Genomic DNA, 24,789 nt, shown 5'->3' with positions numbered 1-24,789 from the left:
AGGAGAGAAAAAGATATACTTTCTAACGCAAAAAAACAGCTTTTCCAAATAAAAGCTGTTCTGTATCATTTAATTTATTTTTAACATATAGCGATTAATAGGTCTCCCCACTCTGCCGTATTCAACTGATAATTTCAGCTCGTTTTCCTGTTCTAAAAACTCTAAATACCTTCTTGCCGTCACACGCGCAATTCCCACGCCGTCCGCCACTTCTTCAGCAGAAATTGGATGATTTTGTTCGGAAAGATATTGTTGTATCCTCCTTAGCGTAACCGCATTTAGCCCTTTTGGAAGCAAATCGGCTTTTTCTTCGAATTGCTGAAACAGCATAGAATCTAATTCAGACTGAGTAATATGTTCTTTTTGACTTATTTTAACTTGAAACGAACGATACTGCTCAAGCGCTTGCTTCATTCGTTCAAACTTGAACGGTTTCATAATATAATCCACCGCTCCGTATTGAAGAACTTTCCGTACGGTTTCAATATCACTTGCAGCCGTAACTGCTATCACGTCTGTTTTATAGCCATTTGCTCGAATTTGCTGTAAGGTAGTTAAGCCATCTTGATTAGGCATATACATATCAATAATCGTTAAATCAGGCTGATGCTGTTTAATGAGCTGCATACCCTCTAAACCATTCGAAGCTGCAGCGATAACGATGAACCCTTCAACTTGTTCAATAAATTGGCGGTTCACTTCCTGTACCATAGGATCGTCTTCTATGAGAAGCACCGTCCATTCTTTTTTATTCATTTCCCACTCCCCCTATAAAAAGAATGTAATGATAAAAGTCGTTCCAACATCTAATTCTGACTCTACTTCGATCTGACCGTTTCCTTTTTCAACAATTTGTTTTACTAAATGCAAACCAATTCCTCTATTTTCTTTTGCTTTGGTTGAAAAACCTTCATCAAAGATTCTCTCTACTTGATCCTCATTCATGCCACACCCGTTATCTTCAACTAATATAGAAAGAATCCCGTCATTTTGTTCCATACTTATATAGATCTTCCGTTCACGATGCTCCAAATGTTGATATGAATCAAAAGCGTTCTCAATTAAGTTACCGATAATAATCACAAAATCATGATGATCTAGGTAAGGAGGAAATGAGTGAAGCTCACTGTGGCGATCGATAGCTAACTCAATTCCAAGTTCTTTGGCACGACTGACTTTGCTCAACAGCAATCCCGATATACTTTCATCTTTGATATGCTTATGAAGAAATTGGGTGAGCTCTTCTTGCTGTTCAGACACTTGAAAAACATACTGAAGAGCCTTGTCTTTATTTCCAAGTTGGATAAGCCCTGCAATCGTATGAAGTTTATTCATGTATTCATGGTTTTGAACTCTAAGAGCGCTTACAAATGATTTAACTCCTGTTAACTCTTCAGCTAATTTTTTAACTTCCGTTCGGTCTTGAAAAATAGCGACCGCACCGACTGTGTGATTATTAACCTTAATCGGCACACGATTGCTTAAAATATTCAAATTTCGAACTTGAAGCTCTCGATTATAAACAGGCTGATTAAGCTGCAGAATTTCTGGAAGTCTTGTATCTGGAATCACATCATAGATCTTTTTTCCAATTACCTCATCGGGTACATCCATCATAATTTTCGCTTTATGATTAAAAATAGTGATGTTCTCCTCTTTATCAATGGCAATGACTCCTTCATGCATGGCATTAAAGGTCTCCGTTCGTTCTACGAACAAACGAGCAATTTCATGAGGTTCAAGCTCAAACATCTCTTTTTTGATACGAGATGCAAGCGCCCACGCTCCCCACCCTCCAAAAAAAAGAGCAAGACCTGAAATAAGAAAGATTTCTTTTTTTAAACTTAAAATGACCTCTGTAAATTTCGGAAGAAGATAGCCTGAGACAACTACTCCTACTTGTTCATGCTGATCGTTCACAACGGGCACAAAAGAGCGAATGACCATTCCGCCTTCTCCTTTTGCTTTATCGGTATAGGTATGTTCTGCAAACGCCTGTCCCTCATCATCTCCTTTAGAGATTTTTCCAATCATGCTTTGCAAAGGGTGAGACAAACGTTCATGATTCATATTCATAACCACTACATAATAAGCACCGTGAATAATGCGAATCGGCTCTACAATTTGATTAATGTTCTTGCTATCTTTTTCAATTTTTTCTCGAATTTCAGGCATTTCAGCAACTGTTCTCGAAGTGATTAAAGCCCTTTGCTCTAAATCATTTTCTTTTGACTGTACAAAATTATTAATCACCACGATACTTGCTAAAAACAACGAAAAGACCACGATAAAAAAGATTAACCCCGTCATTTTCGTTTGCATGGATAAGCGCGTCATAGCGGAACACCTACTGCTGATTGAAGTTTATTTTAATTTTACCACGTTGAGAAATTGCGTGTTAAAATATTTGTAGAGAAAAATTATCGAATCGCGGGGTTGGACATTTTGAAGATGTTTATAGGGGCAAGTATCATTGTCAGCGTTTTCTTGATGATCTATGTTTTTTTGCAGTATACGGTTATAAATCAGGATAACGTGTATCATGACGATGAGCAAAAAGGATTAAATAAGCAAATTGTGATTAATTTTAGCCACGTTGTAGCCGAAAACACTCCAAAAGGCTTAGCCGCTCAAAAATTTGCTGAAATCGTTAATCAAAAATCGGATGGTAAAGTTAAAATTGAAGTATATTCAAACGGTGTATTGTATTCAGACGACGAAGAACTTGCCGCCCTTCGCCGAAATGATGTACAAATGATTGCACCTTCCATTTCAAAGCTAAGCGACCTCTCCCCTACGTGGCAACTTTTTGATCTTCCCTTCATTTTCGATGATTACAGCGAGGCAAAACAAGTGTTTACCGGTAAAATCGGACAGGATTTGTTGAGTACGCTGCAAGAGAAAAACATTAAAGGGCTTGCGTTATGGAGCAACGGCTTTAAACAAATGACTAGCAATACGAAACCTTTGCTCCATCCAGCAGATTTTCAAGGTCAAACGTTTCGCATTATGCCAAGTGAAGTAATCAAAAAACAATTCGAACTTCTTGGCGCTAAGCCTCAGGCTGTCTCGTTTAATAAAGTATATCAATCCCTTGAACGACAGGAATTTGATGGACAGGAAAATACCATTTCTAATATTTATTCAAAACGTTTGTACGAGCTGCAAAAATATATGACCATCAGCAACCATGGATACTTGGGCTATGCTGTTTTAATGGATGAAAAGTATTGGGACAGCCTCCCTGAAGATGTAAAACAACTATTAAGTGATGCAATGGTAGAAACAACTAACTGGATTTGGACTCAATCAAAAATGATGAACGATGAACAGCTGCAGCAAATAAAAAATAAATCTGGCATGCGCGTTTATTACTTAAATGATTTACAAAAAGCCGAATGGAAAAAACAGTTTAACTCTCTTTATCAATCGTTTGAAAACAATGCAACAAAACAAACGCTTGATATCATTCAGCAAATAAAAAATATCGAAAGCAAAAAGTGATGACTAGATGTTCATCACTTTTTTTGACCAAAATGACCAAAAAGAACATTATCACCAGAAATATAAATAGTTAAAATTATCAGTTAATATAAGGATAAGAATAATGTAAGCGTTAACAAAAAAACACTCTCGAAAGGAGCATTACGTATGAAATTAAGTTTTAAAAATCTAACTGTTCAAGTTGTTATCGGTATCCTTCTTGGTATTGCAATTGGCTTCATGTTTCCTGAATTTGGAGCTAAATTAAAAGTATTGGCTGATATCTTCATTAAATTAATCAAAATGGTGATTGCCCCAATTATTTTCTTAACAGTGGTCATCGGTATCGGAAGCATGGGAGACTTAAAGAAAGTGGGACGAATTGGAGGTAAAGCTCTTTTATACTTTGAGATTGTCACTACTTTTGCCTTAGCAATTGGAATTATCGTTGTAAACTTTATTAAACCTGGGGCTGGCTTTAATATCAATGGCGCAAACGGAGCTGATGTTACTCAATATACGCAGCAAGCAGCTGAAGCGGAGCATGGCTTTATGGAGTTTATCATGGGAATTATTCCAGACAGCGTATTTGGCGCAATGGCAAATGGTGAATTATTGCCAATCTTATTCTTTGCCGTACTATTTGGAATGGCTACAGCTACACTCGGCGAAAAAGCGGCTCCTGTCATTACATTCTTTGAACGCTGTACAGATATTTTCTTTGGCATTGTTAATATGATTATGAAACTTTCACCTATTGCGGCGTTTGGAGCGATGGCTTATACGATCGGTAACTTTGGAATAGGCTCTCTTCAAAAACTCGGTTTCTTAATGGGATCTGTTTACATTACTATGTTCTTATTTATTGTATTTGTACTTGGAAGCATTGCTAAGATTTATGGATTTAATATTTTTAAATTCATTGCTTTTATTAAAGAAGAAATTCTACTTGTATTAGGTACGTCTTCTTCGGAATCTGCACTGCCAAAAATGATGCACAAAATGGAGAAGTACGGATGTTCAAAATCTGTGGTAGGACTTGTCATTCCAACTGGTTACTCATTTAACCTAGATGGAACAGCCATCTACTTATCCATGGCTGCTATCTTTATCGCTCAAGCGTATGGAGTCGACCTGTCGTTAATGCAAGAGATTACGCTGCTTGGTATTTTAATGCTAACGTCTAAAGGAGCTGCCGGAGTTACTGGCTCTGGATTTATTACACTAGCAGCTACGCTTGCTGCATTCCCGATGATTCCAGTTGAAGGAATCGCGCTGTTAATCGGGGTAGACCGCTTTATGTCAGAAGCTCGTGCTATTACGAACTTAATTGGAAACGGTGTAGCAACTGTAGTTGTATCGAAAATGGAAAATGAATTTCATCCTCCTGTAGAGACGATACAAGACGTTAATTCCGCACCTCCATTAGCTAAATAATAAAAAAAGAAGTTGAGACATAGCGAAACGAATCCAATCTAAAGACGAATAAATGGGATACATGAGCTGAACCGCTTATGGCACCGCAGTTGATTTCCGTACAAGACTTCGCTTTCCGCGGGCGGCCGATGAGCCTCCTCGTCGCGTACGCTCCTGCGGGGTCTCATCTGTTCCGCTTTTCCCGCAGGAGTCTTCGCCTTGTCCTCCAATCAACTGCTAGAAGGATCTAAATAAATGAAGCCTACGTTCACCACAACAAAAAAACGAACCACTAATCAAAATTGATTAGTGGTTCGTTTTTCACTTCATCTTAAATACTTTTGTCCCAACCTCTTTTTAGGATTAATGCGTTTCTTTTTTAGAACGTCCGCTAAGTTTCCCAACAACAACAACTAAAATAGCTAACAAAATAGGAACGATCGTATGCAAATACGGATTTAATCCTTCTAATACATGTCCCACCGCTTTGTCTTTAAAGATCATTTCACCAGCAGTATAGCCAAGAAGCGCTGCTCCGGCAATGATGATAATCGGGAATTTTTCCATAATTTTCATTAAAAGCTGACTTCCCCAAATGATTAACGGAATGCTGATAACAAGACCAAGGATAATGAGTAGAATATTGCCGTTAGCCGCACCCGCAACCGCTACTACGTTATCTAAACTCATAACAAGATCCGCTATAATAATTGTTTTAATAGCACCTGCTAGAGTTGAATTCGCTTTAATATCTCCGTCATCTTCACCTTTTAAAAGACTAATTGCAATCCATAGAAGAAGCAGGCCTCCGATGAAATTTAAAAATGGGATTGTTAATAAATATACCGCGACAAACGTTAGCCCTACACGTAATACAACCGCTCCTAATGTACCGAAAACAACCGCTTTGTTTCGATGCTGGTCCGGAAGATTCCGACAAGCTAAAGCAATCACGACTGCGTTATCGCCACTCAGTACAATGTTAATCAGTAAAATTTCTAAAAGATTTAAAATAAAACTCTGATCCATAAAAAAACTCCTTGATTGATTTTTATTAGTCTATTTCTCTATCTCTTATTTCATTACTAGAAATAGAGAACTAAAACTCTATCAATATAACCCCTTCTTACCCTTTAATGAAGAGAAGTAGTTATTTCACTAACAGTATTTTATCACTAAAAAGAAATTTGAAATAGGTATTTGTAAAGGAAAAGTCAGTTCATTACAATAAATCAAACCTTATCCTTTATCTTTCATCTGTTTTTCACCATCACCCTCTATTATTAGTAGCAGGAGAGCATTTATAAAAAACAGAGTAATTTTTATAAATAATACAAGCCTCCAATGCTTCTTCATTATTTTGTAGTTTTTCGGCAGCTACGATATAAGAAGGGAGAAAATAGGTATGATTTTAAAAGCATTAAAAACAAATAAATTATTAACTATTAACTATCAAAACAACGGTTTTGTTCAAACGGTAAAAGGTTATATTCAAAACTTAAACTTACTCGAACAAACGCTTCTATTAAAAGATGAAAATCAGCATGTACGATCACTTCGCCTATCAAGCATTAAAAATATTTATTGATAAAAAAAGAAGAAATTCACGTTCCCATAACCATAAAAAGATCCGAACGATGAATCGTTCGGATCTTTTTTCAACTAAATAAAAAACTTTTGTCCTATCCTCTTTTTATTTAACTCACTGTATGACGTGCGATTACTTCTTTAATTGATTCATATACAATTTCAACCATTGTTTTTAATTCTTCGTCTGTCATTGAAAGAATAGGCATCATCGTAATCACAGGACCTAGCTCTCTAATAATTAAACCTTTTTGGCGAGCCGCTAAAATGATGTCTCCCATCACTTTTTTATCTTCAAAAATAGACTTTGTTTGGCGGTCTTTCACAACTTCGATTCCTGCCATTAATCCTCTTTGTCTAATGTCTCCCACGTTAGGCAGTTCATAAAGCTTTAATAGATAACGTTTAAAAACTTTTTCCTTTTCTTTTACACTACGGATTAACTCCCTTTCTTCTATCAGTTCAATATTTCTAAGCGCTACTGTACAGGCTAATTGATTTCCGGTATACGTATGTCCATGAAAGAACGTTTTATTTTCATCTGGATGAGCTAAAAAAGCATTAAATACCTTTTCGCTTGTTAACGTAGCCGCAAGCGGCATATACCCTCCTGTTATCCCTTTTCCTACACACATAATATCCGGTACAACATCTTCTTGTTCACATGCAAACAGCGTTCCGGTTCGTCCAAATCCAACGGCTACTTCATCACAAATCAGCAATACCCCGTACGCTTTGCACAGACGCTCTACTTGTTTTAAAAAACCGGGAGGATGTGTAATAATACCCGCTGCTCCTTGCACAAGCGGTTCAATAATCAAACCGGCTACTTCTTCTCCTTTGTTCTGCAAGAGCTTCTCTAGCTGTTGAATACAGTAAGCTGAAGCTTGCTCTTCCGTTTCTACCCCGTCCATACGGTAAGTATAAGGAGAAGGTGCGGGAATTCGTTCAAACAGCAAAGGCTTAAAGATGCGATGAAATAAATCCATGCCTCCCACACTGACTGCCCCAATTGTATCTCCATGATATGCCTCATTCAATGAGATAAATTTATTTTTATTTTTGTACTTTACAGAGTCGAGATTTTGCCAATATTGATAGGCAATTTTCAACGCAATTTCGACAGCGGCGGAGCCTGTATCAGAGTAGAAGACTTTCGATAAGCTGCCAGGGGTAATTTCCGCTAGCTTTTTGGCTAACAAAATAGATGGAACGTTTGCGGATCCAAGCAGCGTAGAATGCGCTAATTTTTCCACTTGTATATGTAAAGCTGTATTTAATTCCGGATCATTATGTCCATGCACGTTCACCCATAGAGAAGCGTATCCATCTAAATATTTGTTTCCCTCTACATCATATAAATAGCTTCCTTCTCCTCTTTCAATAATAAGAGGGTTGGATTGACGGTAAGCTTTCATTTGCGTAAACGGATGCCATACATATTCTTTATCCCATTTCTCCAGCTCAGCTTTTTGATACGGCACATTCAAACAACTCCTGAATATGTTGAATAACACTTTTTTGCCTCATCATTTTCTCAATATATGCATCTAACTCTTCATCGATATGTGTGAATACTGGAACGGTCATTAAAGATGATATTTGAAGCAGCTTTTCAATCGTTCGAACATTATCGTTATGAATGATACTGCTGTGATTAAAACGATTAAAAATGAGTCCGTTGATTTTAAGGTGATGCTCACTTGCATATGAAAAGGTAGAAAGCGCATCGTGAATAGCTCCTAACCCTGTTGTTCCAACAGCAATAACCCGCATCTGTGCATCTATGATCAAATCTTTTGTCATATAGAACGTTGTTTCCTTCTCAATTAAAGGTACGGCAAGACCTCCCGCTCCTTCTACGAGCACTACATCAAATTTCTTTTTTAATTCATTAATGCGTTTTAAGACGATTGAAGGCTCTACTTGCTTGTTGCTCAGTGCAATAGCCAAATGAGGAGACGTCTCCGGCTTTAACTGATAAATACCCGTATCTGCTACTCCGAGCCTTGTTTCAAACCAGTGAATATCCGGATAACCTCCAATTTTGTCTTGATAGCCAGTTTGAAATGGTTTGCAAATTGTCGTTTTTATTCCTAGACGACCAAGTACTTTATACAAAATACTTGTAACCAGGGTTTTTCCAATATCTGTTCCAGTTCCCGTAATAAAATACGCTTTGCCCATTTTCTTTTCTCTCCTTTTTTTCTATGTCTTAGTTATCCCGCTTTAACCCGCTTTGATGACAAACGACTAAATTGAGGCTGCATTCGGTGAATCAGCACTGAACATAAAATACACAACAAAAGATCTCCAGGCATTGGCAAAACAGCTCCAAAAAGAAGTGTATCGCTCAGTGAAAGAGGCTTTTCAAGTATCCATTTCATTGCTCCATAAAGCCAGAAGCAGCCGACTGCGTACACAATAGCTAACGTAGATAAATTAGCTGAAAAGATAGAAAAAGGTTTCTTTAAGTCATATTTTTGAATAAGGTAGCCGTTCATAAATGCACCCATAGCATAGCCAATTAAATAGCCAAACGTTGGTTTGAAAATATACCCTAAACCTCCTCCTTCTGCAAAAACCGGAACACCGATTAACCCAATACCTATGTAGCATAGCTGACTATACAAACCTAAACGCGGACCTAACAGCGCACCGGCTAAATAAACAGGAACAATTTGAAGAGTAAACGGTATGTAGGGAATAGGAATTTTTATAAATGCACCAATCGCCGTTAAAGCTGCAAATAAGGAAACATACGCCATTGTTTTCGGTTTCATATTCACCCTCCTTTCTCTTTTCGCTGCTTTAAGTTTGCAATAATTCCTTTTTATTTGTCAACTTAATTTTATTTTAAGTTGACAAATAAACAATAAAAAAAGACGCAAAAGCCCAGGCTTTTGCGTCTTTTTTTATAAAATTACTTTTTTGTCGTCTTTAAGCTGCACTTCTTGACGGCTGATAGATAAATCAACTTTCTTTTTTACACGTGCGTGATAATAAGCATAAAACAGCAGCGCTAGTGGAATACCGACATACAGCGCCATTCGCTGTTCTGCATCAAATGCCATGCTTCCCAATACGATTGTATTTAATACTAATGCGATTAAAGGTAATACCGGGTAAAGAGGGACTTTAAATTTTAAATCCTCGATTTGCCCTCCTTGATTTATATATCTTTTTCTAAATGCAAGCAGTGATGCAGCAATCGTAATCCAGCCGATTTGTGCACCTAAACCCGCTGCAGAAATGAGCCATACAAATACTGTTTCTTGAGCAAAGAATCCTGAAAGTAAAGATAAAAGCGCAATGCCTAATGTTAAAAGCAGAGCATTCATCGGCACACCGCGTTTATTTACTTTCATGAAAGCTGAACTTGCCATGTTATCTTTTGACAATGAATACAGCATACGCGTTGCTGCATAAAGACCTGAGTTAGCTACAGATAACAGTGCCGTTAGGATAACAAAGTTCATAATATCTGCTGCATATGGAATACCAATTTGGTCAAATACAACAACAAATGGACTCTCAACTACGCCTGCTTTTTCAAGCGGAATCATACCCGCTAAGACAGCTACAGCTAGTACAAAAAATACAAGCGTTCTCCATACCGTTTGTTTAATTGCTCTTGGTACAGTCTTGTCTGGGTTTTCACTTTCCCCAGCTGCTACACCAATAAGCTCTGTGCCTTGGAATGAAAAGTTAACTGTAATCATGGTAATCAACACGGCACTAATTCCGTGAGGAAACACACCGTGAGCCGTATAATTAGAGAAAAGCGGTGCGCTGTCTCCATTACTTAATGGAAGAAAACCAAACATAGCAGCTCCACCAAGCACGATAAATAAAATAATAGCTAACACTTTAATGCTGGCAAACCAAAACTCCGCTTCACCAAACGCTTTAGCTGACAGTGCATTTAATGAGAATAATAAAAGGGCAAATATAGCACACCAGATCCATACAGGAGAATCAGGAAACCATCTTTGCATAAGCTGACCTGCTGACAAAAATTCTAATGCAACCGTTACAGCCCAGCCCAACCAATATAACCATCCAAAAGCGAAACCAACACCAGGGCCAATAAATTTTGTTGTATATGTCTGAAACGAACCGGAAACTGGCATTGCTACTGCAAGTTCCCCTAAGCAAAGCATTGTTAAGTACATAATGAAGCCACCTACGATAAACGAAAGGATCGCTCCAATCGCTCCTGCTTGGCTAATCGTGTATCCTGTTCCTAAAAAGAAACCTGTACCGATAACCCCGCCGAGCGAAATCATAAACAAATGTCTGCTTTTCATCGTCTTTTTTAATTCATTTGTTTGCTGTTGTCCTTCTATCATATTAACGACATTTCCTTTCAACCTATTTATTACGAGATATTACCTAGAAAAAAATTAATAAACCTTTGTTTTCTATGCATATTTACTTACATATTTATGCGGTGTTCTCAATTTAAATGAAACAGCCTTTTGTAATCTTAACATAATGCTCACTAGATTTAAAATGTTTTTCTGCAAAAGTAAAATGAATTTTTCTTGAATAGTGTGATTTTCTTTTACTGTGGATATTCATAACCATTTTTCTGCAAATGAATAGGTGATGCAACAAGAAAAAAAGCTGTGCTTTCTAAGACGAAAGCACAGCTTTTTTTAACTTTTTACCAAACAAACAATCCAACAATCATAGCACTTAATAACGAAACAGCGATACCGCTCACAAGCAGTTTCCATACGTTTTTTCCAATAATCGTTGATTTACCTTCTGATAACGTAGAATTATACGTCCCATAAATCATACCCACCGTACTGAAGTTAGCAAAAGATGTTAAGAATGTTGTAGCAACTGCAATCGTATGCGGTGGAAGTGTATCTAGATTTTTCTTCAAATCCATCATTGCCACGAATTCATTTGTTGCTAGCTTGATACCCATCAGCTGAGCTACGTACATTGCATCATGTCCCGTTAGCCCTAGTAAGAATGCGAATGGACTAAAGATATAAGAGAAAATCTTTTGTACAGTCAAGCCGTCTACGATAACGCCTAAAATACCGTTAAGCGCAGATGTAAGAGCTACATATCCAATAACCATCGCTAAAATAACAATAACCATGTTCATTCCGACTAACATACTGTTTGAAATGGTAGAGAAAAAGTCTTTTTTCTCCGACTTTGGCGGTACGTAAATCATATCTTCTTCTTTTGTAACATGAACTGGATTCAATAAGCTCACTAAAATAAGCGCGTTTAAACAGTTCAGTGGAATTGCTGTAAACACATACGTAGCGGGAACCATCGTTAAATAAGCACCGATAATAGATCCGCTAATACTGCTCATACTCATAATTCCAAACGTAAGCAAACGGTTGTCTTTCAACACAGAAAGCTGATTACGAATAACCGCTAATGCTTCCGTATTTCCTAAAAACATCATTTGAATAGCGAAAAAGCTTTCTAATTTAGGCAAACGAGAAACTTTTGAAATGACCCAGCCTACTTTATCAATAATCCACGTTAAAATACCAAAGTAAGATAAAATATCAAAAAATGTCACGACAAAGATGATAGGCAGTAATGCACTGAAGAAAAAGTCAACCGTTTCATTTCCCATTACGGATGGGAACGCAAAAGCAATTCCATCGTTAGCACAGGAAATTAGCCAAGTAAAGAACGAAGCAATTTTATTAATGATCCATGTTCCGATTGAAGTTCCTAACATAAACCAAGTAATGAGGACTTCAACAACCAATAGTGAAGCAATAGGACGCCACTTTATTTCTTTCTTTTTAGGAGAACATAAGAAGACGACACCCATTACTACAAAAACGCCTAATAAATTTAATAAAAAGTACATGCAAGCCACTCCCAGGTGTGTATTTAAAAAACAAAAAAAGCTCTTACTTTTCATAAATTCTGACAATAACAGAAAGTATGAAAAGTAAGAGCTTTGAAAGAAGACTGTATTCATGAGAATACGCCCTTCTTTTTGCTGCTTATATCCAAACTTTCTTGTAGTCTAGTTTTTTACGGTTACTAGGTAGAGACTATCAGACCATATTACTGATAATATACAAGATCGTAATCTTAGCTGTATTCAATTGATATGAACAAATTCTACCCTTTATTTTTTTAATAATCAACACTTTAAAAGTTTTTCGGAATAATAAAATTGGTATGAAAATTCTATTTATTTATTACTTCTTTTGAACTACCCATCAGAAAATTACACAAAAAAAGTGAATTTAACCGTTCTTTTAGCTCAATTATTTTCCTATTTTTGAAACAAAGAATTTGATTCTTTGATGAGTATGTTTAAATATCTACTTCGCTTTTCATTTAATTCCTCAAAAAAAATATTTCATTTTTACGACTTGAGACGTAGAAAAAAATAATCCTGCTGTTCGTTGAAATTAACCGCTTTTCATTTTACACTTTATGGTAGAAGAAACAAATTTAATTTAGGTAGAAAGCGGGTTATAACGTGAAAAAAATATTGGCTTTTATTTTAGTGATAGGTGGTACGGCAGTCCTCTTTTCTACTGCGTTTGCACCCTTCTCTTGGTCGTTAAGTTCATTCAAGACGTCCAAGTCTGAAGCGGCGTTATCAAGTGATATTCAGCGTATTCAAATCGACTCTCCAAGCATTAGTACAACTGTCGTGCCGCAAGATCGTCAAGATATTAAAACAAAAGTAGAAGGTAAAGGAAAAGTAGATGTAAAGCAAAATGGAGACACCCTAGTCGTCACTTATCAAAAAAGTCCTTTTCAATGGCTTTCTATTTTTTCAAATACAAAAGTGACAATCTACATTCCTAGAGATTATCACCACAACCTTGCGCTTACGGTAGGTTCTGGGGACCTTCAAGTTGCTACACAGCCTGAGCAAGCGCTTCAGCTGAAAGATGTTTCGATTAAAGTAGGTTCTGGAAATGCAAATATTTCAAACTTGAGGAGCACCTCTCTTCGTACGGATGTCAATTCTGGAGATTTACAGCTGAGTAATGTTGAAAGCCAAACGGCTAAATTTGCTGTAGGCTCTGGGGAAATTAAAGGAACAAACTATCAAGGAAAACTTCAGGCGCGCATTGGATCTGGTGATCTCTATATGGATTTTAAAAAGCTAGAAGAGGCCGTTTCTGTAGATGTAGGATCTGGAGATGCCGTGCTGGTTCTTCCGAAAAGCGCTGGTTTTAAAGTGAATGGAAAAGTAAGCAGCGGTGATATAAACAATGACTTTAAGTTAAGCAATGCAACCGTAACAGAAGATGTCTTAAAAGGAAAGCACGGAAATGGAAAATATCCTATTGATGCAGCTGTTTCAAGCGGAGAATTAACGTTAAAATCAAAATAAAACGAACACGGAAGTGTTCGTTTTATTTATGGTCTCACTGCAATATACCATGCTACTCCTACAATTGATCCTATGAATACGACTCCGTAAATAATAGATAAATTCACTATACTTTTCTTTTTAGATTTCCCGTAATCTTCATCTACTTTCTTTGCAGCACTGATCGTACCTGCAAGGGCAGCAACGCCGATAATAATGACAAGAAGCAATGCTAGTTTCATTCATTTTCTCCTCCATATTTCGGTGATTGAATAAGACTGAATATCAAGATGTTATTTATTTCATTTTAAGCAGCACGACTTAACCAGAACATGAAAGCGCTATATCTTCTCTTTCTATCATAAAGCTAAATTATGTAAAATCAACCATCCAATCGTGCATTATTTTCCTCCCCCACTTTATATACATAAAAAATTCCCGAGCTTCACTGCTCAGGAATCTTGACCTAATAAAAATGGCCTTTTAAGGTTTTAAAATGACTTTAATGCAGTTATCTTGATGATCATTAAAGATTTTGTAGGCATCAGCTGCGTCTTCTAAAGCGACTTTATGAGTAATAATTTCTTTTGGATCGAATTCTCCTTGTACAATTTGATCATATAATTTTGGCATAACGGGAATGACAGGAGCTTGCCCCATTTTGAGAGTTACATTTCGAGCAAAAAAAGCTCCTAATGGAAAACTGTTATAGTTGCTTCCGTATACCCCGGTGAGTTGGACGGTTCCACATTTACGAACGGCTTTTGTCGCAATTTGAATGGGTCCGAGCGTTCCACCTTGAAGTTTTAATTTTTGTTCAATGTATTCAAGAGGCGACTTTTTGCCATCCATACCTACACAGTCAATCACCACATCAGCTCCGCCTTTTGTGATTTCTTTTAAATGCTCCCCCATATCTGGGTATTCTGTAAAGTCAAAGGTTTCTACGGCATTCATTTTCTTTGCATGCTGCATTCGGTATGGAACATGATCTACTGCGATAACCCGTTTGGCACCTTTCATCCAAGCAAACTTTTGAGCCATTAACCCTACTGGCCCGCAGCCGAGTACGATAACGGTATCACCTTTTTTAACATCCGCATGCTCTACACTCCAATAAGCAGTTGGAAGCACATCTGATAAAAAAAGAAGCGATTCATCTTCTAATTCACACGATTCCGGAATCACAAACGGTGTGAAATTCCCAAACGGCACTTTTAAATATTCAGCTTGACCTCCTGGATGATTTCCAAACTTTTCAGTATATCCAAAATAGCCGCCAGAATCGTAATGTGGATTAGAATTATCACATTGGCTCGTTAAATCATCCTTACAGTAGGCACACTGTCCGCACGCTACGTTAAACGGAATAATAACGCGATCTCCTTTTTTTACTTTTGTAACATCTGGCCCTACTTCTTCCACAATTCCCATCGGTTCATGACCAATAATATAACCGTGAGGCAATGGCATACTTCCTTGATATAAATGCAGATCAGAACCACAAATAGCGGTTGACGTTATTTTAATGACAATGTCATCTTTCTTCTCTAACTTCGCATCTTCTACTTCTGCTACTTTTACCTGATTAGGTCCTTGATACGTTACCGCTTTCATTTTTACCCTCCATTTTTAAAACCTTGATGCTACTTAAATTTATCTAAAGGCATGTATTCTATCCGGATAAATCAAGGAAAATAAAAAAGCAGCGCTTACGCATCTGCTTTAATGATTATTAAAACTGAAAGACATGTTTTCCTACCAGTACATCTGCCATCTTTACAAAGCGCTTGATTTCTAATACGTCATGAACACGAACTATTTGAACGCCTTGTGCAATCCCAGCATATACAGTAGCTGCGGTTCCTTCCATTCTTTCCGTAGGAAGAGCATCGACTATTTGTCCAATAAATCCTTTACGAGAAGTAGCAAGCAGCACAGGATAGCCCATCTTTGTCAGCTGATCTAGATGCTGAATTGCTTCTACATTATGGGCAGCCGTTTTTCCAAAGCCAACGCCTGGATCTAAAATAATTTGATTGTCGCGAACTCCTGCAGCTTTTGCAATGGAGATGCTTTCTTTTAAATCACTTATCATATCTGTAATCAGATTTGTATAGTTGGGCTCATGACGGTTATGCATTAAAATAATAGGAACATTATAATCAGCTGCCACTTGAGCCATTTTAGGATCAGCCTTTGCCCCCCATATATCATTAATAATATGTGCTCCTGCTTCTAGCGCATGCTTGGCCACTTCCGATTTGTATGTATCTACGGAGATCGGCACCTCTACGCGCTTAGCCACTTCAGAAATAACGGGCACAATCCGTTTAATCTCTTCTTCATCGCTAATTCTTGTATAACCAGGACGAGTTGATTCTCCTCCGATATCAATGATGTCTGCTCCTTGCTTTACCATTTCCTCAGCATGAGCAACCGCTTTATCTACATCGTAGTATTTTCCGCCGTCTGAAAATGAATCTGGGTTTACGTTTAAAATCCCCATAATAAGCGTACGGTCCGCATAATTCAGCTTATACTTTCCACATTTAATGACGGATTGAGACGTTAAAGTTGACACTATCCTCAGCCCCTTCGTAATTTGCAAATTAATGTATATTTATAAATATCATGTATTTTGAGAATGTCATACCGTTCGTAATTATATCAAAAGTCGCCGGTCCTATGTGATTTTTCTTAGAGTTTCTTTCTTCTATAGTGTGAGATAAACATTAAAAGTGAATACATAGATAACATTAAAAATCTCTATCGGACTTGTCTTCAGGGTCTTTTTTCCTTTTCTCACATCTTTTGTGAGTCTTTTTATTCAAAAAGAAAGGATTCGCATGAAAAGTGTTTAATTTATAGCAATAGTTGGGAATTTATAAGTAAGCAACTTCCATTTTTATGGAATTCATTTTAAGGAGGATGACTATGACTCAACAACCGTTACAAGTCAAATTAATTCCTTATACAATTGAGTCGATTATCGATTCAACAAACGAAACGCCTAAAGGAGTAAGCTTAATTCAAGCGCCTGCTATTTGGGAACAAAGCAATCAAGGAGAAGGCACTGTAATTGCAGTTATCGACACTGGTGTTGACACAAATCATCCTGACTTAAAAGATTGTATTATCGGAGGAAGAAACTTCACTACGGATTATGACGGAGATTCTTCTGTATTTGAAGATAATAATGGGCACGGCACTCACGTGTCTGGTACCATTGCTGCTGCGCTTAATAATGAAGGGGTCGTAGGGGTGGCACCCAAAGCAAAAATTCTAAGCTTAAAAGTACTTACCGGTGAAGGATCAGGAAATTATGAATGGATTATTGACGCTATTAACTACGCCGTCGAATGGCGCGGTCCTAACAATGAGCGAGCACGAGTTATTTCCATGTCACTGGGGGGACCACAAGACGTTCCAGAACTGCACGAAGCTGTTCAGAATGCTGTGAATAAAGATGTTTCTGTCGTTGTTGCAGCTGGAAACGAAGGTGACGACCGCGAAGAAACCTTTGAATATTCATATCCAGGAAGTTACAACGAAGTCATTCAAGTAGGAGCAGTGGACAACAGCTTAAGCTTGGCTCCTTTTACCAACGTCAATGAAGAAGTGGATTTAGTGGCACCGGGAGTTAACATCATCTCTACTTTTTTAGAAGGTAAATATGCGACTCTTTCAGGAACTTCAATGGCAACTCCCCACGTAGCAGGAGCTTTAGCTCTATTAATTAACTTATGTGAGAAGGAATTTGGCCGCTCTTTAATCGAAGCCGAAATCTATGCTCAACTTGTAAGAAGGACGCTCCCTCTTGGATACCGGAAAAGCTCTGAAGGAAACGGATTTCTCATGCTCGATTTGGTAGAGAAAATACATGATATTATTAACGTAGCCCGTATCAATCCTAGTAAGTAATAAATAAGAAAACCGGATCATTACATGATCCGGTTTTCCCAGATTAACGAGAATCCTTCTTGGTTCTCGTTAACTTGAAATAAAGACAAACCATTGCCTATCTTTATTCATATCTTAATGCTTCGATTGGATCTAGCTTCGCCGCTTTGTTTGCAGGAAGCATGCCGAATACAATGCCAATCGTCATGGAAAACAACACTCCTCCAAGTACTACTTGCCACGAAATTAACGACGGCCAGCCAGCAAATAATGAAACAAGAGCTGCCCCGCCCGCGCCGAGACCAATTCCAAGCAAACCACCAATTAACGTAAGGGTAATGGATTCAATCAAAAACTGAGTTAGAATTTGTCTTTTAGATGCTCCCAACGCTTTACGAATACCAATTTCTCTTGTACGTTCCGTTACAGAAACCAGCATAATGTTCATAACGCCAATCCCGCCAACAAGCAGGGAAATGCCTGCAATCGATCCAATAATCGTTGTCATAATCCGCGTTACATTTCCAATGCTATCTGCTATTTCTTCTAAGTTCTGCACTTGGTAAGCATCTTCCGCATCATGCAAATTATTTAACAAATCCGTTGCGTCATTGCCTACTTTTTTTAGTTGATCAGAGCTTTTTGCTTGAACGCTAAGGTTTGTATAATCGAGCTTACCGAAGCTTGATTTATAGGTATTATTCGGAATATAAATGGTTGGTATTTCAAATGCTAAAAAGCCCGTTGCCTTTTTTGCGACACCAATAATTTTGATAGGCTGGCCTTGCACCCATACTACTTGTCCAAGGGCTTCTTTTTTATCAAATAGCTCTTTTTTCATATCGCTTGTGATAACACCTACTCGATTACCTGATAAAAAGTCAGAGCTGTCTAACATTCTTCCTTTTGAAACTTCCAGCTGATTAACTTCAATATAGCCTTCGTTAATAGCATTAACAGTCGTATCCGATTCCTTGTCTCTATATCTTATCCCCATTCCCATTGAACTAGAAGCCACCACATTCTTCACTCCGGGAATAGTCGAAAGAGCTTTAATATCATCCTCTGTAAAGATAGGCTCACCCGTCATTGAAAGGTCATCAGCTTGCATCTCGTCTTCAGGAGGCTGATAGTATACATCAACTGTATTGCTTGCTCCTGTTATTTCCGACTTAATCATCTGTTCTCCGCCCTGACCAATGGCTACAACGATAATAACAGCCGCTACGCCAATGATAATACCAAGCATCGTCAAAATAGAGCGCATTTTATGAGCAAGAACCGAAGAGAGCGCCATGCGAATATTTTCTACCAAACTCATAAGCTATCGTTCTCCTTATCGCTATGACTTAGCACTTTACCGTCACGAACGATAACTGTACGCGATGTATATTCTGCCACTTCAGGTTCATGCGTAATGACTACAACCGTTGTGCCATCTGCATTAAGCTGAGAAAATTGCTCCATAATATCAGCACTTGTTTTTGTATCCAGAGCTCCTGTTGGTTCATCTGCTAAAATAAGCGTCGGATTGTTAACAATAGAACGAGCAATAGCAACGCGCTGCTTTTGCCCTCCTGATAGCTCGCTCGGTAAATGTTTCATCCGCTCACTCAGCCCTACTTTTTCAAGCGCAGCTTCTGCTCTGGCTCGTCTTTCCTTACGCGTTACACCTGCATATACCATCGGAAGCTCTACGTTTTCTACCGCTGTTAAACGCGGCAACAGCTGAAATTGCTGAAAAACAAAACCGATATGAATATTTCTTACTTTTGCAAGCTGCTCATCACTATAAGTGGAGATTTCTTGTTCATTTAATAAATAGGACCCCGACGACGAACGGTCTAAACATCCGATAATGTTCATTAGCGTTGATTTACCTGAGCCAGAAGGTCCCATAATCGCAACAAATTCACCGTCATAAATCTTCAAATTAATATCTTTTAAAATTGGCACTTCCTCTTTGCCAAGATGATAACTTTTATGAATATTCACAAGCTCAATCATTGAACAGTCACTTCCGCACCATCAGTTAAGTTCTTTGTAGGATTTGTAATGACTTTGTCTTTAGAAGATACGCCGCTTTTGATTTCAATAAATTTATTTGTTGTTTCTCCAATCTTTACTTTCTTACGAACCGCCTTTTTATCTTTCACCACATATACATATTTTTCACCGTCTTCATTTACAACTGCTTTTATCGGCAAAGATGAAGCGTTTTTACTGCTTGTTTCAATTTCAAGCAGCAGCTTAAATCCCGGCTTAATCATCGTGATATCCTGGTCATCTACTTTTACTTCAACTGGATATTGATTAGCCCCATCATTGCCCGCTTCTGCTGATGCCTGCTGCTGAGGTAGATAGTCAATTTGTTTAACGCTCCCTGCCCATTCTTTATCAGGCAGCACATCTGATGTAATTTTGACAGCTTGACCGGTTTTAATTTTTAATGCATCGTACTCAGACAGCACACCAGTAGCTAAGTATTCATCGGTATTACCAATATGTATAAGCGGTTTTTGAACGTCACTTGTGTTATTAACCGCTTCTTTATCTACTTCTAGCACCGTCCCATTAATATCACTCGCTACGTCTAAATTACGTTCTTTTTTAGCAATTGATTTGGCTTCTAGTTTGTTTCGTTCTAAATCAATTTTAGCCGTTTCTAAATCGAGATTGAGCTGCGTACGTTCTGTATCGATTTGATCTCTCGCTTCTTGCTTACTCATTTCTTTTTCCAATTCTTTTTGTTTTTTATTTAAATTAGAAAGCTGTTTGCTTACTGAGTCAATTTGCAGCCGACTGGATTTTTTTTCCAGCTTGTTTTGTTCTTGCTCTAAATCAAGCGTATCGCTTTCGTATGTTACAAGAGAGGTTCCCTGCTGTACACGAGATCCTTCTGTTACGTGAAATCGTTCAACCTCGCCTTTTTCAGCATCAAAATAGACATATTGCTCATCAGCAAGCTTTAACGTACCGGGAACCATAACTGTATTTCTTAACTTTTTTTCCTTTATATTTGCTACGCGAACATTGATTGCTTTCCCACTTACACTTTGTGCACGATATACGTTAATTCCAATAACCGCAACAATAACAACTGCTACAGCTGTAATAATTATTCCTTTTTTCATTTACAACCCTGCTCCTTTAAGCGCTTCTGAAGCAGCTCCTCCAACTCCTGAAATAGCCGCTCCTAAGATGAATAAAATAATCACTGTAATAATAGAAGCAGCCTTTGATACATTCGCCACTTTTTGTAATCCTACTGCTGTCAGAATAAGTCCCCAAATAGAAAAGATTTCAATGGAATTAAATACTCCTCCCATAGCACCTTTAGCATCAACCATTCCATTTAACGAAGTCACATTCGCTGAAGTGTGTGCTAGTGCAGCGACTCCCGTATTAATTAGCTGACCGATTGTTGTGATGAACGTAACAAACAAATTCAAACTAAACATTTGGCGGTACGTTGTTTTTCCAGTTCCTAACTTTGCAATTAAAAACAGAATCAAACTTGTGAATGCCAGTGTAGCAACTACTGCAATCACTCCTCCAACTGCTCCGCCAATCATACTAAATGTTGAATTCACTTCAATGCCAGCTTCTTTTTGCTGTTGCAGCGCCTCTTGTGCCTGAGGGGTATAGACGGCTAGAATCGTTGTTGCAGCTGTTAAGATGAGGATAAGTAAAAGAGGTCCCCAAATGATCGGATTACTTTTCATTTTCTCAAACTGTACAACCGGACTCGTAATAAAACCAAAAATAGAGGGCTTTCCTTTCTCTTGGACTTCCGAAGATACGTTAACTTCTGTGCTCATAATCAAACTCCTTTTATTTTGTTTCGTTATTAGCTCTTAAGACCCGTCTTTTGCTGTTTTTTAAAGTTTTCTAGCAAAATCGACTCTTTCTAAGAAACTCTCAAACACCTAATATTCTAACATAATTATACAAATTAATTTACATTTTTCTTACATTTTATATTTTTTATGGTATTTTTAGAAATTAAAGAGATGTCTGAATGAAAGTATTAATCTTACTTATAATTTCTAAATATTCTAATTATTATTTGACATCATTTAATAGAATCCGTATATTATGATTAAAGTTTATTATTCCTATGTTTTTTATAAGTTTTATATCTAAGGAGGAGTTTCAATGTCTGCTAAGAAACCATTTCGTCCTGAAACACAAGCCATCCATTCTGGCCAACAGCTTGACCCGACTACTTTTTCGCGTGCGGTACCTATTTATCAAACAAGCTCATTTGGATTTAAAGATACGGAGCATGCTGCATCTTTATTTAATTTAAGTGAACAAGGCTACATCTACACTCGAATTGTAAACCCTACTACGGACGTTTTTGAACAGCGAATTGCTGAGTTAGAAGGCGGAGTAGGTGCTCTAGGAGTAGCTTCAGGTCAGTCAGCTACTACCTTTTCCATTTTGAATATCGCTTCCGCAGGAGATGAAATTGTATCAGCAAGCAGTTTATATGGGGGAACATATAACCTCTTTTCGTCTACGCTTCCTAAACTGGGCATTACTGTCAAATTTGTAAACGCCGATAATCCAGAAAATTTTAGAAGTGCAATCACTTCCAAAACAAAGGCAATTTATGCTGAATCCGTTGGAAACCCGCAGGGAAATGTGCTAGACATCGAAGCAGTTGCAGACATTGCCCACGAACATGGAGTTCCTCTTATTATTGATAATACGGTTCCAAGCCCTTACCTTCTTCGTCCCATCGATTTCGGAGCAGATATTGTCGTTCATTCTGCTACTAAGTTTCTTGGAGGGCATGGAACAGCAATTGGGGGTGTTATCGTAGACAGTGGAAAATTTGATTGGGAAGCGAGCGGGAAATTTCCAGACTTAACAACTCCAGATCCAAGTTACCATGGCCTTGTATACACAGAAGCTGCCGGTGAAGCTGCTTATATTACAAAAGCGCGCGTTCAGCTTTTACGAGATATTGGCGCTGCTTTATCACCTTTTAATTCCTTTTTACTCCTTCAAGGGGTAGAAACACTCCATCTGCGATTAGAGCGTCACAGCGAAAACGCATTAAAGGTAGCGAAATTTTTAGAGCAGCATGAATTAGTAGACTGGGTACATTATGCGGGGCTTCCTTCTCACCCTTCCTATTCATTGGCAAAAAAATACTTACCTAAAGGACAAGGAGCCATTTTAACCTTTGGTGTAAGGGGAGGAAAAAACGCTGCGGCTAAGTTAATTGATTCCGTTCAGTTATTTTCTCATTTAGCCAATATCGGCGACTCGAAGTCACTCATTATTCACCCGGCAAGCACCACTCATCAACAGCTATCTGAAGATGAACAAAAAGCTTCCGGCGTAACGCCAGAACTCATTCGTCTATCGGTTGGAACAGAAGCAATCGACGACCTTCTTGAAGATTTAGATTATGCCTTAAAAGCCAGCCAAAAAGTGAATACAACTGTTTAAAAGCTGTGATTTTTCACAGCTTTTTTTATATCGCCCAATAACTTTTTATACTTTCGCTTATGCTACAATAAACAAAACGAATGAAAAAGGAGCTACTATGAACACGTTCAATTCAATACCTGCTATTACATTTACAGACGTTCATAAAACATTTAAAGATAAAGAACATAGTGTTTTAAAAGGCATATCGGGTACAGTGATGCAAGGCTCGCTCGTCATGATGGTAGGACCATCAGGATCCGGAAAAAGCACCCTTCTTTCCATGTGCAATCTACTTTCTGCACCTGATGAAGGAAGTATTGAAGTATATGGTAAAGACATTAGCAAATGGATTATTTCTGATTTGCGAAAAAAAGTGGGCATTGCTTTTCAATCAGCTCCTGTTATTGATGGAACAGTGCGAGATAATATGATGCTTGTTCAAAAACTGCACGGCAAACAGGATATTATGCCTGAAGAACTCTGTGCCTTAACCGGTCTTTCCCCTGACTTGTTAGACCAGGATGCCAGAGATTTATCCGGTGGTCAAAGACAAAGGTTATCATTAGCCCGCACGCTGTCCAACGGATCTGACCTTTTACTTTTAGACGAAATCACTTCTGCTTTGGATGCCACTTCTGCTCATGAAATTGAGCAGCTTATTTCTCATTTACATAAAGAGCAGAATAAAACGATTATTTGGGTTACCCATAATTTAGATCAAGCGAAACGTTTAGGAGAGGAAGTCTGGCTTTTAATGAACGGAGTGATTGTAGAAAAAGCGAAGACGGAGACCTTTTTTCATGCTCCTGTAAAAGCTGAAACAAAACAATTTATTGAAGGAGCCTTTCTATGAGTTCACTTTCACTGATTTTTACAATTGTTTTTGTTTTTATTGCTCTTTTTTTATCAAAATCTTTTCGTATCGGACTCGAAAAAGATATTATCATTGCCAGTATTCGAGCAGCCGTTCAGCTGTTAGTGATCGGATATGTTTTATCGTTTATTTTTGACGCAAATCATCCTGTTTTTATGATTCTCATTTTATTCCTTATGCTCACAGTCGCTTCTCAAAACGTTGTAAAGAAAAAAAAGCAGGGATTTAAAGCTTTTTTCCGTGTATTTGTCACTCTTTTTATTGTAGAAATCCTGACCCAAAGCGTTATGCTCGGTCTACATATTATCCCTGCTACTCCGCGCTACGTCATTCCTGTCAGCGGTATGATTATTGGAAATTCGATGATTTTGGCTAATTTATTTTTAAATCGGTTAGATGCTGAAGTAAGTCGAAGAAGAGAGGAGATTCAATTAATTCTGGCGCTTGGGGGTACTCCTAAACAAGCTATTCATAGTATTTTAAACGCCGCAATCAAAGCTAGCATGATTCCTACGGTAGAAAGCCAAAAAACAATTGGACTTGTTCAGCTTCCGGGTATGATGACAGGCCAGATTATTGGAGGGGCAGATCCGATACAAGCTGTCAAATTCCAGCTGCTTATCGTTTTTACTATTCTAGCGTCTGCTACGCTTTCCTGCGTCATCTTAAGCCGATTAACATACCCTACCCTTTTTAATAGCTATCAGCAGCTTATCCGTGAGCATACATAAAAAGAAGA

Annotated in this window: 24 protein-coding genes and 1 riboswitch; of the genes, 8 read left to right on the top strand and 16 right to left on the bottom strand. The window is 37.9% G+C overall.

Annotated elements, in window-relative coordinates; all coding sequences use genetic code 11:
- Positions 1-69: 69 nt before the first annotated feature.
- Positions 70-756 carry a response regulator gene (locus tag LJC66_RS03970; RefSeq protein WP_195695287.1) on the bottom strand — a complete coding sequence of 229 codons (687 nt, stop codon included), beginning with the start codon at positions 754-756 and terminating at the stop codon, positions 70-72.
- A gap of 12 nt (positions 757-768) precedes the next feature.
- On the bottom strand, positions 769-2,337 hold the full coding sequence (locus LJC66_RS03965; RefSeq protein ID WP_195695288.1) for an ATP-binding protein: 1,569 nt from the start codon (positions 2,335-2,337) through the stop codon (positions 769-771).
- Positions 2,338-2,445: 108 nt separating this feature from the next.
- Between LJC66_RS03965 and LJC66_RS03960 the strand changes: the two genes are divergently transcribed.
- Both LJC66_RS03960 and LJC66_RS03955 read left to right on the top strand, forming a co-directional pair.
- Positions 2,446-3,504 carry a DctP family TRAP transporter solute-binding subunit gene (locus LJC66_RS03960; RefSeq protein ID WP_042451772.1) on the top strand — a complete coding sequence of 353 codons (1,059 nt, stop codon included), beginning with the start codon at positions 2,446-2,448 and terminating at the stop codon, positions 3,502-3,504.
- Positions 3,505-3,651: 147 nt separating this feature from the next.
- Positions 3,652-4,920 (top strand): dicarboxylate/amino acid:cation symporter, encoded by a 1,269-nt coding sequence (locus tag LJC66_RS03955; RefSeq protein ID WP_230931828.1) that lies wholly within the window; start codon positions 3,652-3,654, stop codon positions 4,918-4,920.
- A 75-nt stretch (positions 4,921-4,995) separates the two neighbouring features.
- Here the strand turns inward: LJC66_RS03955 and LJC66_RS03950 are convergent, their stop codons facing one another.
- Positions 4,996-5,133: a hypothetical protein gene (locus LJC66_RS03950; RefSeq protein ID WP_195695289.1), complete on the bottom strand. Its 138-nt coding sequence runs from the start codon at positions 5,131-5,133 to the stop codon at positions 4,996-4,998.
- Between the two features lie 129 nt (positions 5,134-5,262).
- Positions 5,263-5,928: a TerC family protein gene (locus tag LJC66_RS03945; RefSeq protein ID WP_050689286.1), complete on the bottom strand. Its 666-nt coding sequence runs from the start codon at positions 5,926-5,928 to the stop codon at positions 5,263-5,265.
- Between the two features lie 376 nt (positions 5,929-6,304).
- On the opposite strand from LJC66_RS03945, the gene LJC66_RS03940 reads away from it, so the two are divergent.
- Positions 6,305-6,487 carry a YolD-like family protein gene (locus LJC66_RS03940; RefSeq protein WP_013081858.1) on the top strand — a complete coding sequence of 61 codons (183 nt, stop codon included), beginning with the start codon at positions 6,305-6,307 and terminating at the stop codon, positions 6,485-6,487.
- 109 nt (positions 6,488-6,596) lie between these two features.
- Here LJC66_RS03940 and bioA read toward each other — a convergent pair whose 3' ends face one another.
- The 5 genes from bioA to LJC66_RS03915 all read right to left on the bottom strand — a co-directional run bounded on the left by bioA (position 6,597) and on the right by LJC66_RS03915 (position 12,349).
- The gene (gene bioA / locus LJC66_RS03935) at positions 6,597-7,970 is read right to left on the bottom strand and encodes an adenosylmethionine--8-amino-7-oxononanoate transaminase (protein ID WP_195695290.1); all 1,374 of its coding nucleotides are present in this window, start codon (positions 7,968-7,970) and stop codon (positions 6,597-6,599) included.
- Entirely contained in the window at positions 7,951-8,673 is a 723-nt protein-coding gene (gene bioD, locus LJC66_RS03930; RefSeq protein WP_230931827.1) for a dethiobiotin synthase, read from the bottom strand. The genes bioA and bioD overlap by 20 nt, the downstream gene beginning before the upstream one ends.
- A 32-nt stretch (positions 8,674-8,705) precedes the next feature.
- Positions 8,706-9,269 carry a biotin transporter BioY gene (locus LJC66_RS03925; RefSeq protein WP_230931826.1) on the bottom strand — a complete coding sequence of 188 codons (564 nt, stop codon included), beginning with the start codon at positions 9,267-9,269 and terminating at the stop codon, positions 8,706-8,708.
- A 132-nt stretch (positions 9,270-9,401) separates the two neighbouring features.
- Entirely contained in the window at positions 9,402-10,838 is a 1,437-nt protein-coding gene (locus LJC66_RS03920) for an amino acid permease (RefSeq protein WP_013055535.1), read from the bottom strand.
- Positions 10,839-11,155: 317 nt separating this feature from the next.
- Entirely contained in the window at positions 11,156-12,349 is a 1,194-nt protein-coding gene (locus LJC66_RS03915; protein WP_013055534.1) for a NupC/NupG family nucleoside CNT transporter, read from the bottom strand.
- A 138-nt stretch (positions 12,350-12,487) separates the two neighbouring features.
- Positions 12,488-12,589: riboswitch (purine riboswitch) on the bottom strand.
- 387 nt (positions 12,590-12,976) lie between these two features.
- Between LJC66_RS03915 and liaG the strand changes: the two genes are divergently transcribed.
- Complete coding sequence (liaG, locus tag LJC66_RS03910) at positions 12,977-13,846, top strand: LiaG family protein (RefSeq protein WP_195695291.1); 870 nt, start codon at positions 12,977-12,979, stop codon at positions 13,844-13,846.
- Positions 13,847-13,872: 26 nt separating this feature from the next.
- Here the strand turns inward: liaG and LJC66_RS03905 are convergent, their stop codons facing one another.
- The 3 genes from LJC66_RS03905 to folP all read right to left on the bottom strand — a co-directional run bounded on the left by LJC66_RS03905 (position 13,873) and on the right by folP (position 16,409).
- Complete coding sequence (locus tag LJC66_RS03905; protein WP_013055532.1) at positions 13,873-14,067, bottom strand: hypothetical protein; 195 nt, start codon at positions 14,065-14,067, stop codon at positions 13,873-13,875.
- 241 nt (positions 14,068-14,308) lie between these two features.
- The gene (locus LJC66_RS03900) at positions 14,309-15,442 is read right to left on the bottom strand and encodes a zinc-dependent alcohol dehydrogenase (protein WP_230931825.1); all 1,134 of its coding nucleotides are present in this window, start codon (positions 15,440-15,442) and stop codon (positions 14,309-14,311) included.
- 118 nt (positions 15,443-15,560) lie between these two features.
- Entirely contained in the window at positions 15,561-16,409 is an 849-nt protein-coding gene (gene folP / locus LJC66_RS03895) for a dihydropteroate synthase (protein WP_230931824.1), read from the bottom strand.
- A gap of 353 nt (positions 16,410-16,762) precedes the next feature.
- Between folP and LJC66_RS03890 the strand changes: the two genes are divergently transcribed.
- Positions 16,763-17,749 carry a S8 family peptidase gene (locus LJC66_RS03890; protein WP_372586371.1) on the top strand — a complete coding sequence of 329 codons (987 nt, stop codon included), beginning with the start codon at positions 16,763-16,765 and terminating at the stop codon, positions 17,747-17,749.
- Positions 17,750-17,852: 103 nt separating this feature from the next.
- On the opposite strand, the gene LJC66_RS03885 is transcribed toward LJC66_RS03890, so the two are convergent.
- Genes LJC66_RS03885 through yknW form a run of 4 tightly spaced genes read right to left on the bottom strand, consistent with a single transcriptional unit; the run spans position 17,853 to position 21,549 of the window.
- A complete protein-coding gene (locus tag LJC66_RS03885; RefSeq protein WP_230931822.1) occupies positions 17,853-19,049 on the bottom strand; it encodes an ABC transporter permease in 1,197 nt (398 codons plus the stop codon).
- Entirely contained in the window at positions 19,046-19,735 is a 690-nt protein-coding gene (locus LJC66_RS03880; protein WP_013081850.1) for an ABC transporter ATP-binding protein, read from the bottom strand. Before LJC66_RS03880 ends, LJC66_RS03885 begins: the two co-directional genes overlap by 4 nt.
- Positions 19,732-20,862, bottom strand: coding sequence for an efflux RND transporter periplasmic adaptor subunit (locus LJC66_RS03875; protein WP_230931821.1), 1,131 nt, complete (start codon positions 20,860-20,862; stop codon positions 19,732-19,734). Before LJC66_RS03875 ends, LJC66_RS03880 begins: the two co-directional genes overlap by 4 nt.
- Positions 20,863-21,549 (bottom strand): YknW family membrane protein, encoded by a 687-nt coding sequence (yknW, locus tag LJC66_RS03870; protein ID WP_230931820.1) that lies wholly within the window; start codon positions 21,547-21,549, stop codon positions 20,863-20,865.
- 337 nt (positions 21,550-21,886) lie between these two features.
- Here yknW and LJC66_RS03865 point away from each other — a divergent pair, with 337 nt between their 5' ends.
- From LJC66_RS03865 to LJC66_RS03855, 3 genes are all read left to right on the top strand, one after another.
- The gene (locus tag LJC66_RS03865; RefSeq protein WP_230931819.1) at positions 21,887-23,194 is read left to right on the top strand and encodes a homocysteine synthase; all 1,308 of its coding nucleotides are present in this window, start codon (positions 21,887-21,889) and stop codon (positions 23,192-23,194) included.
- Between the two features lie 97 nt (positions 23,195-23,291).
- Positions 23,292-24,029: an ABC transporter ATP-binding protein gene (locus LJC66_RS03860; protein WP_230931818.1), complete on the top strand. Its 738-nt coding sequence runs from the start codon at positions 23,292-23,294 to the stop codon at positions 24,027-24,029.
- Positions 24,026-24,781, top strand: coding sequence for an ABC transporter permease (locus LJC66_RS03855; RefSeq protein ID WP_230931817.1), 756 nt, complete (start codon positions 24,026-24,028; stop codon positions 24,779-24,781). Before LJC66_RS03860 ends, LJC66_RS03855 begins: the two co-directional genes overlap by 4 nt.
- The last annotated feature ends 8 nt before the right edge of the window (positions 24,782-24,789 follow it).

Source organism: Priestia sp. TSO9 (genome assembly GCF_021029645.1).
Classification (GTDB): domain Bacteria; phylum Bacillota; class Bacilli; order Bacillales; family Bacillaceae_H; genus Priestia; species Priestia megaterium_E.
Note: the sequence above shows the minus strand (reverse complement) of the source record. Positions and strands in the feature narration are given on the sequence as shown.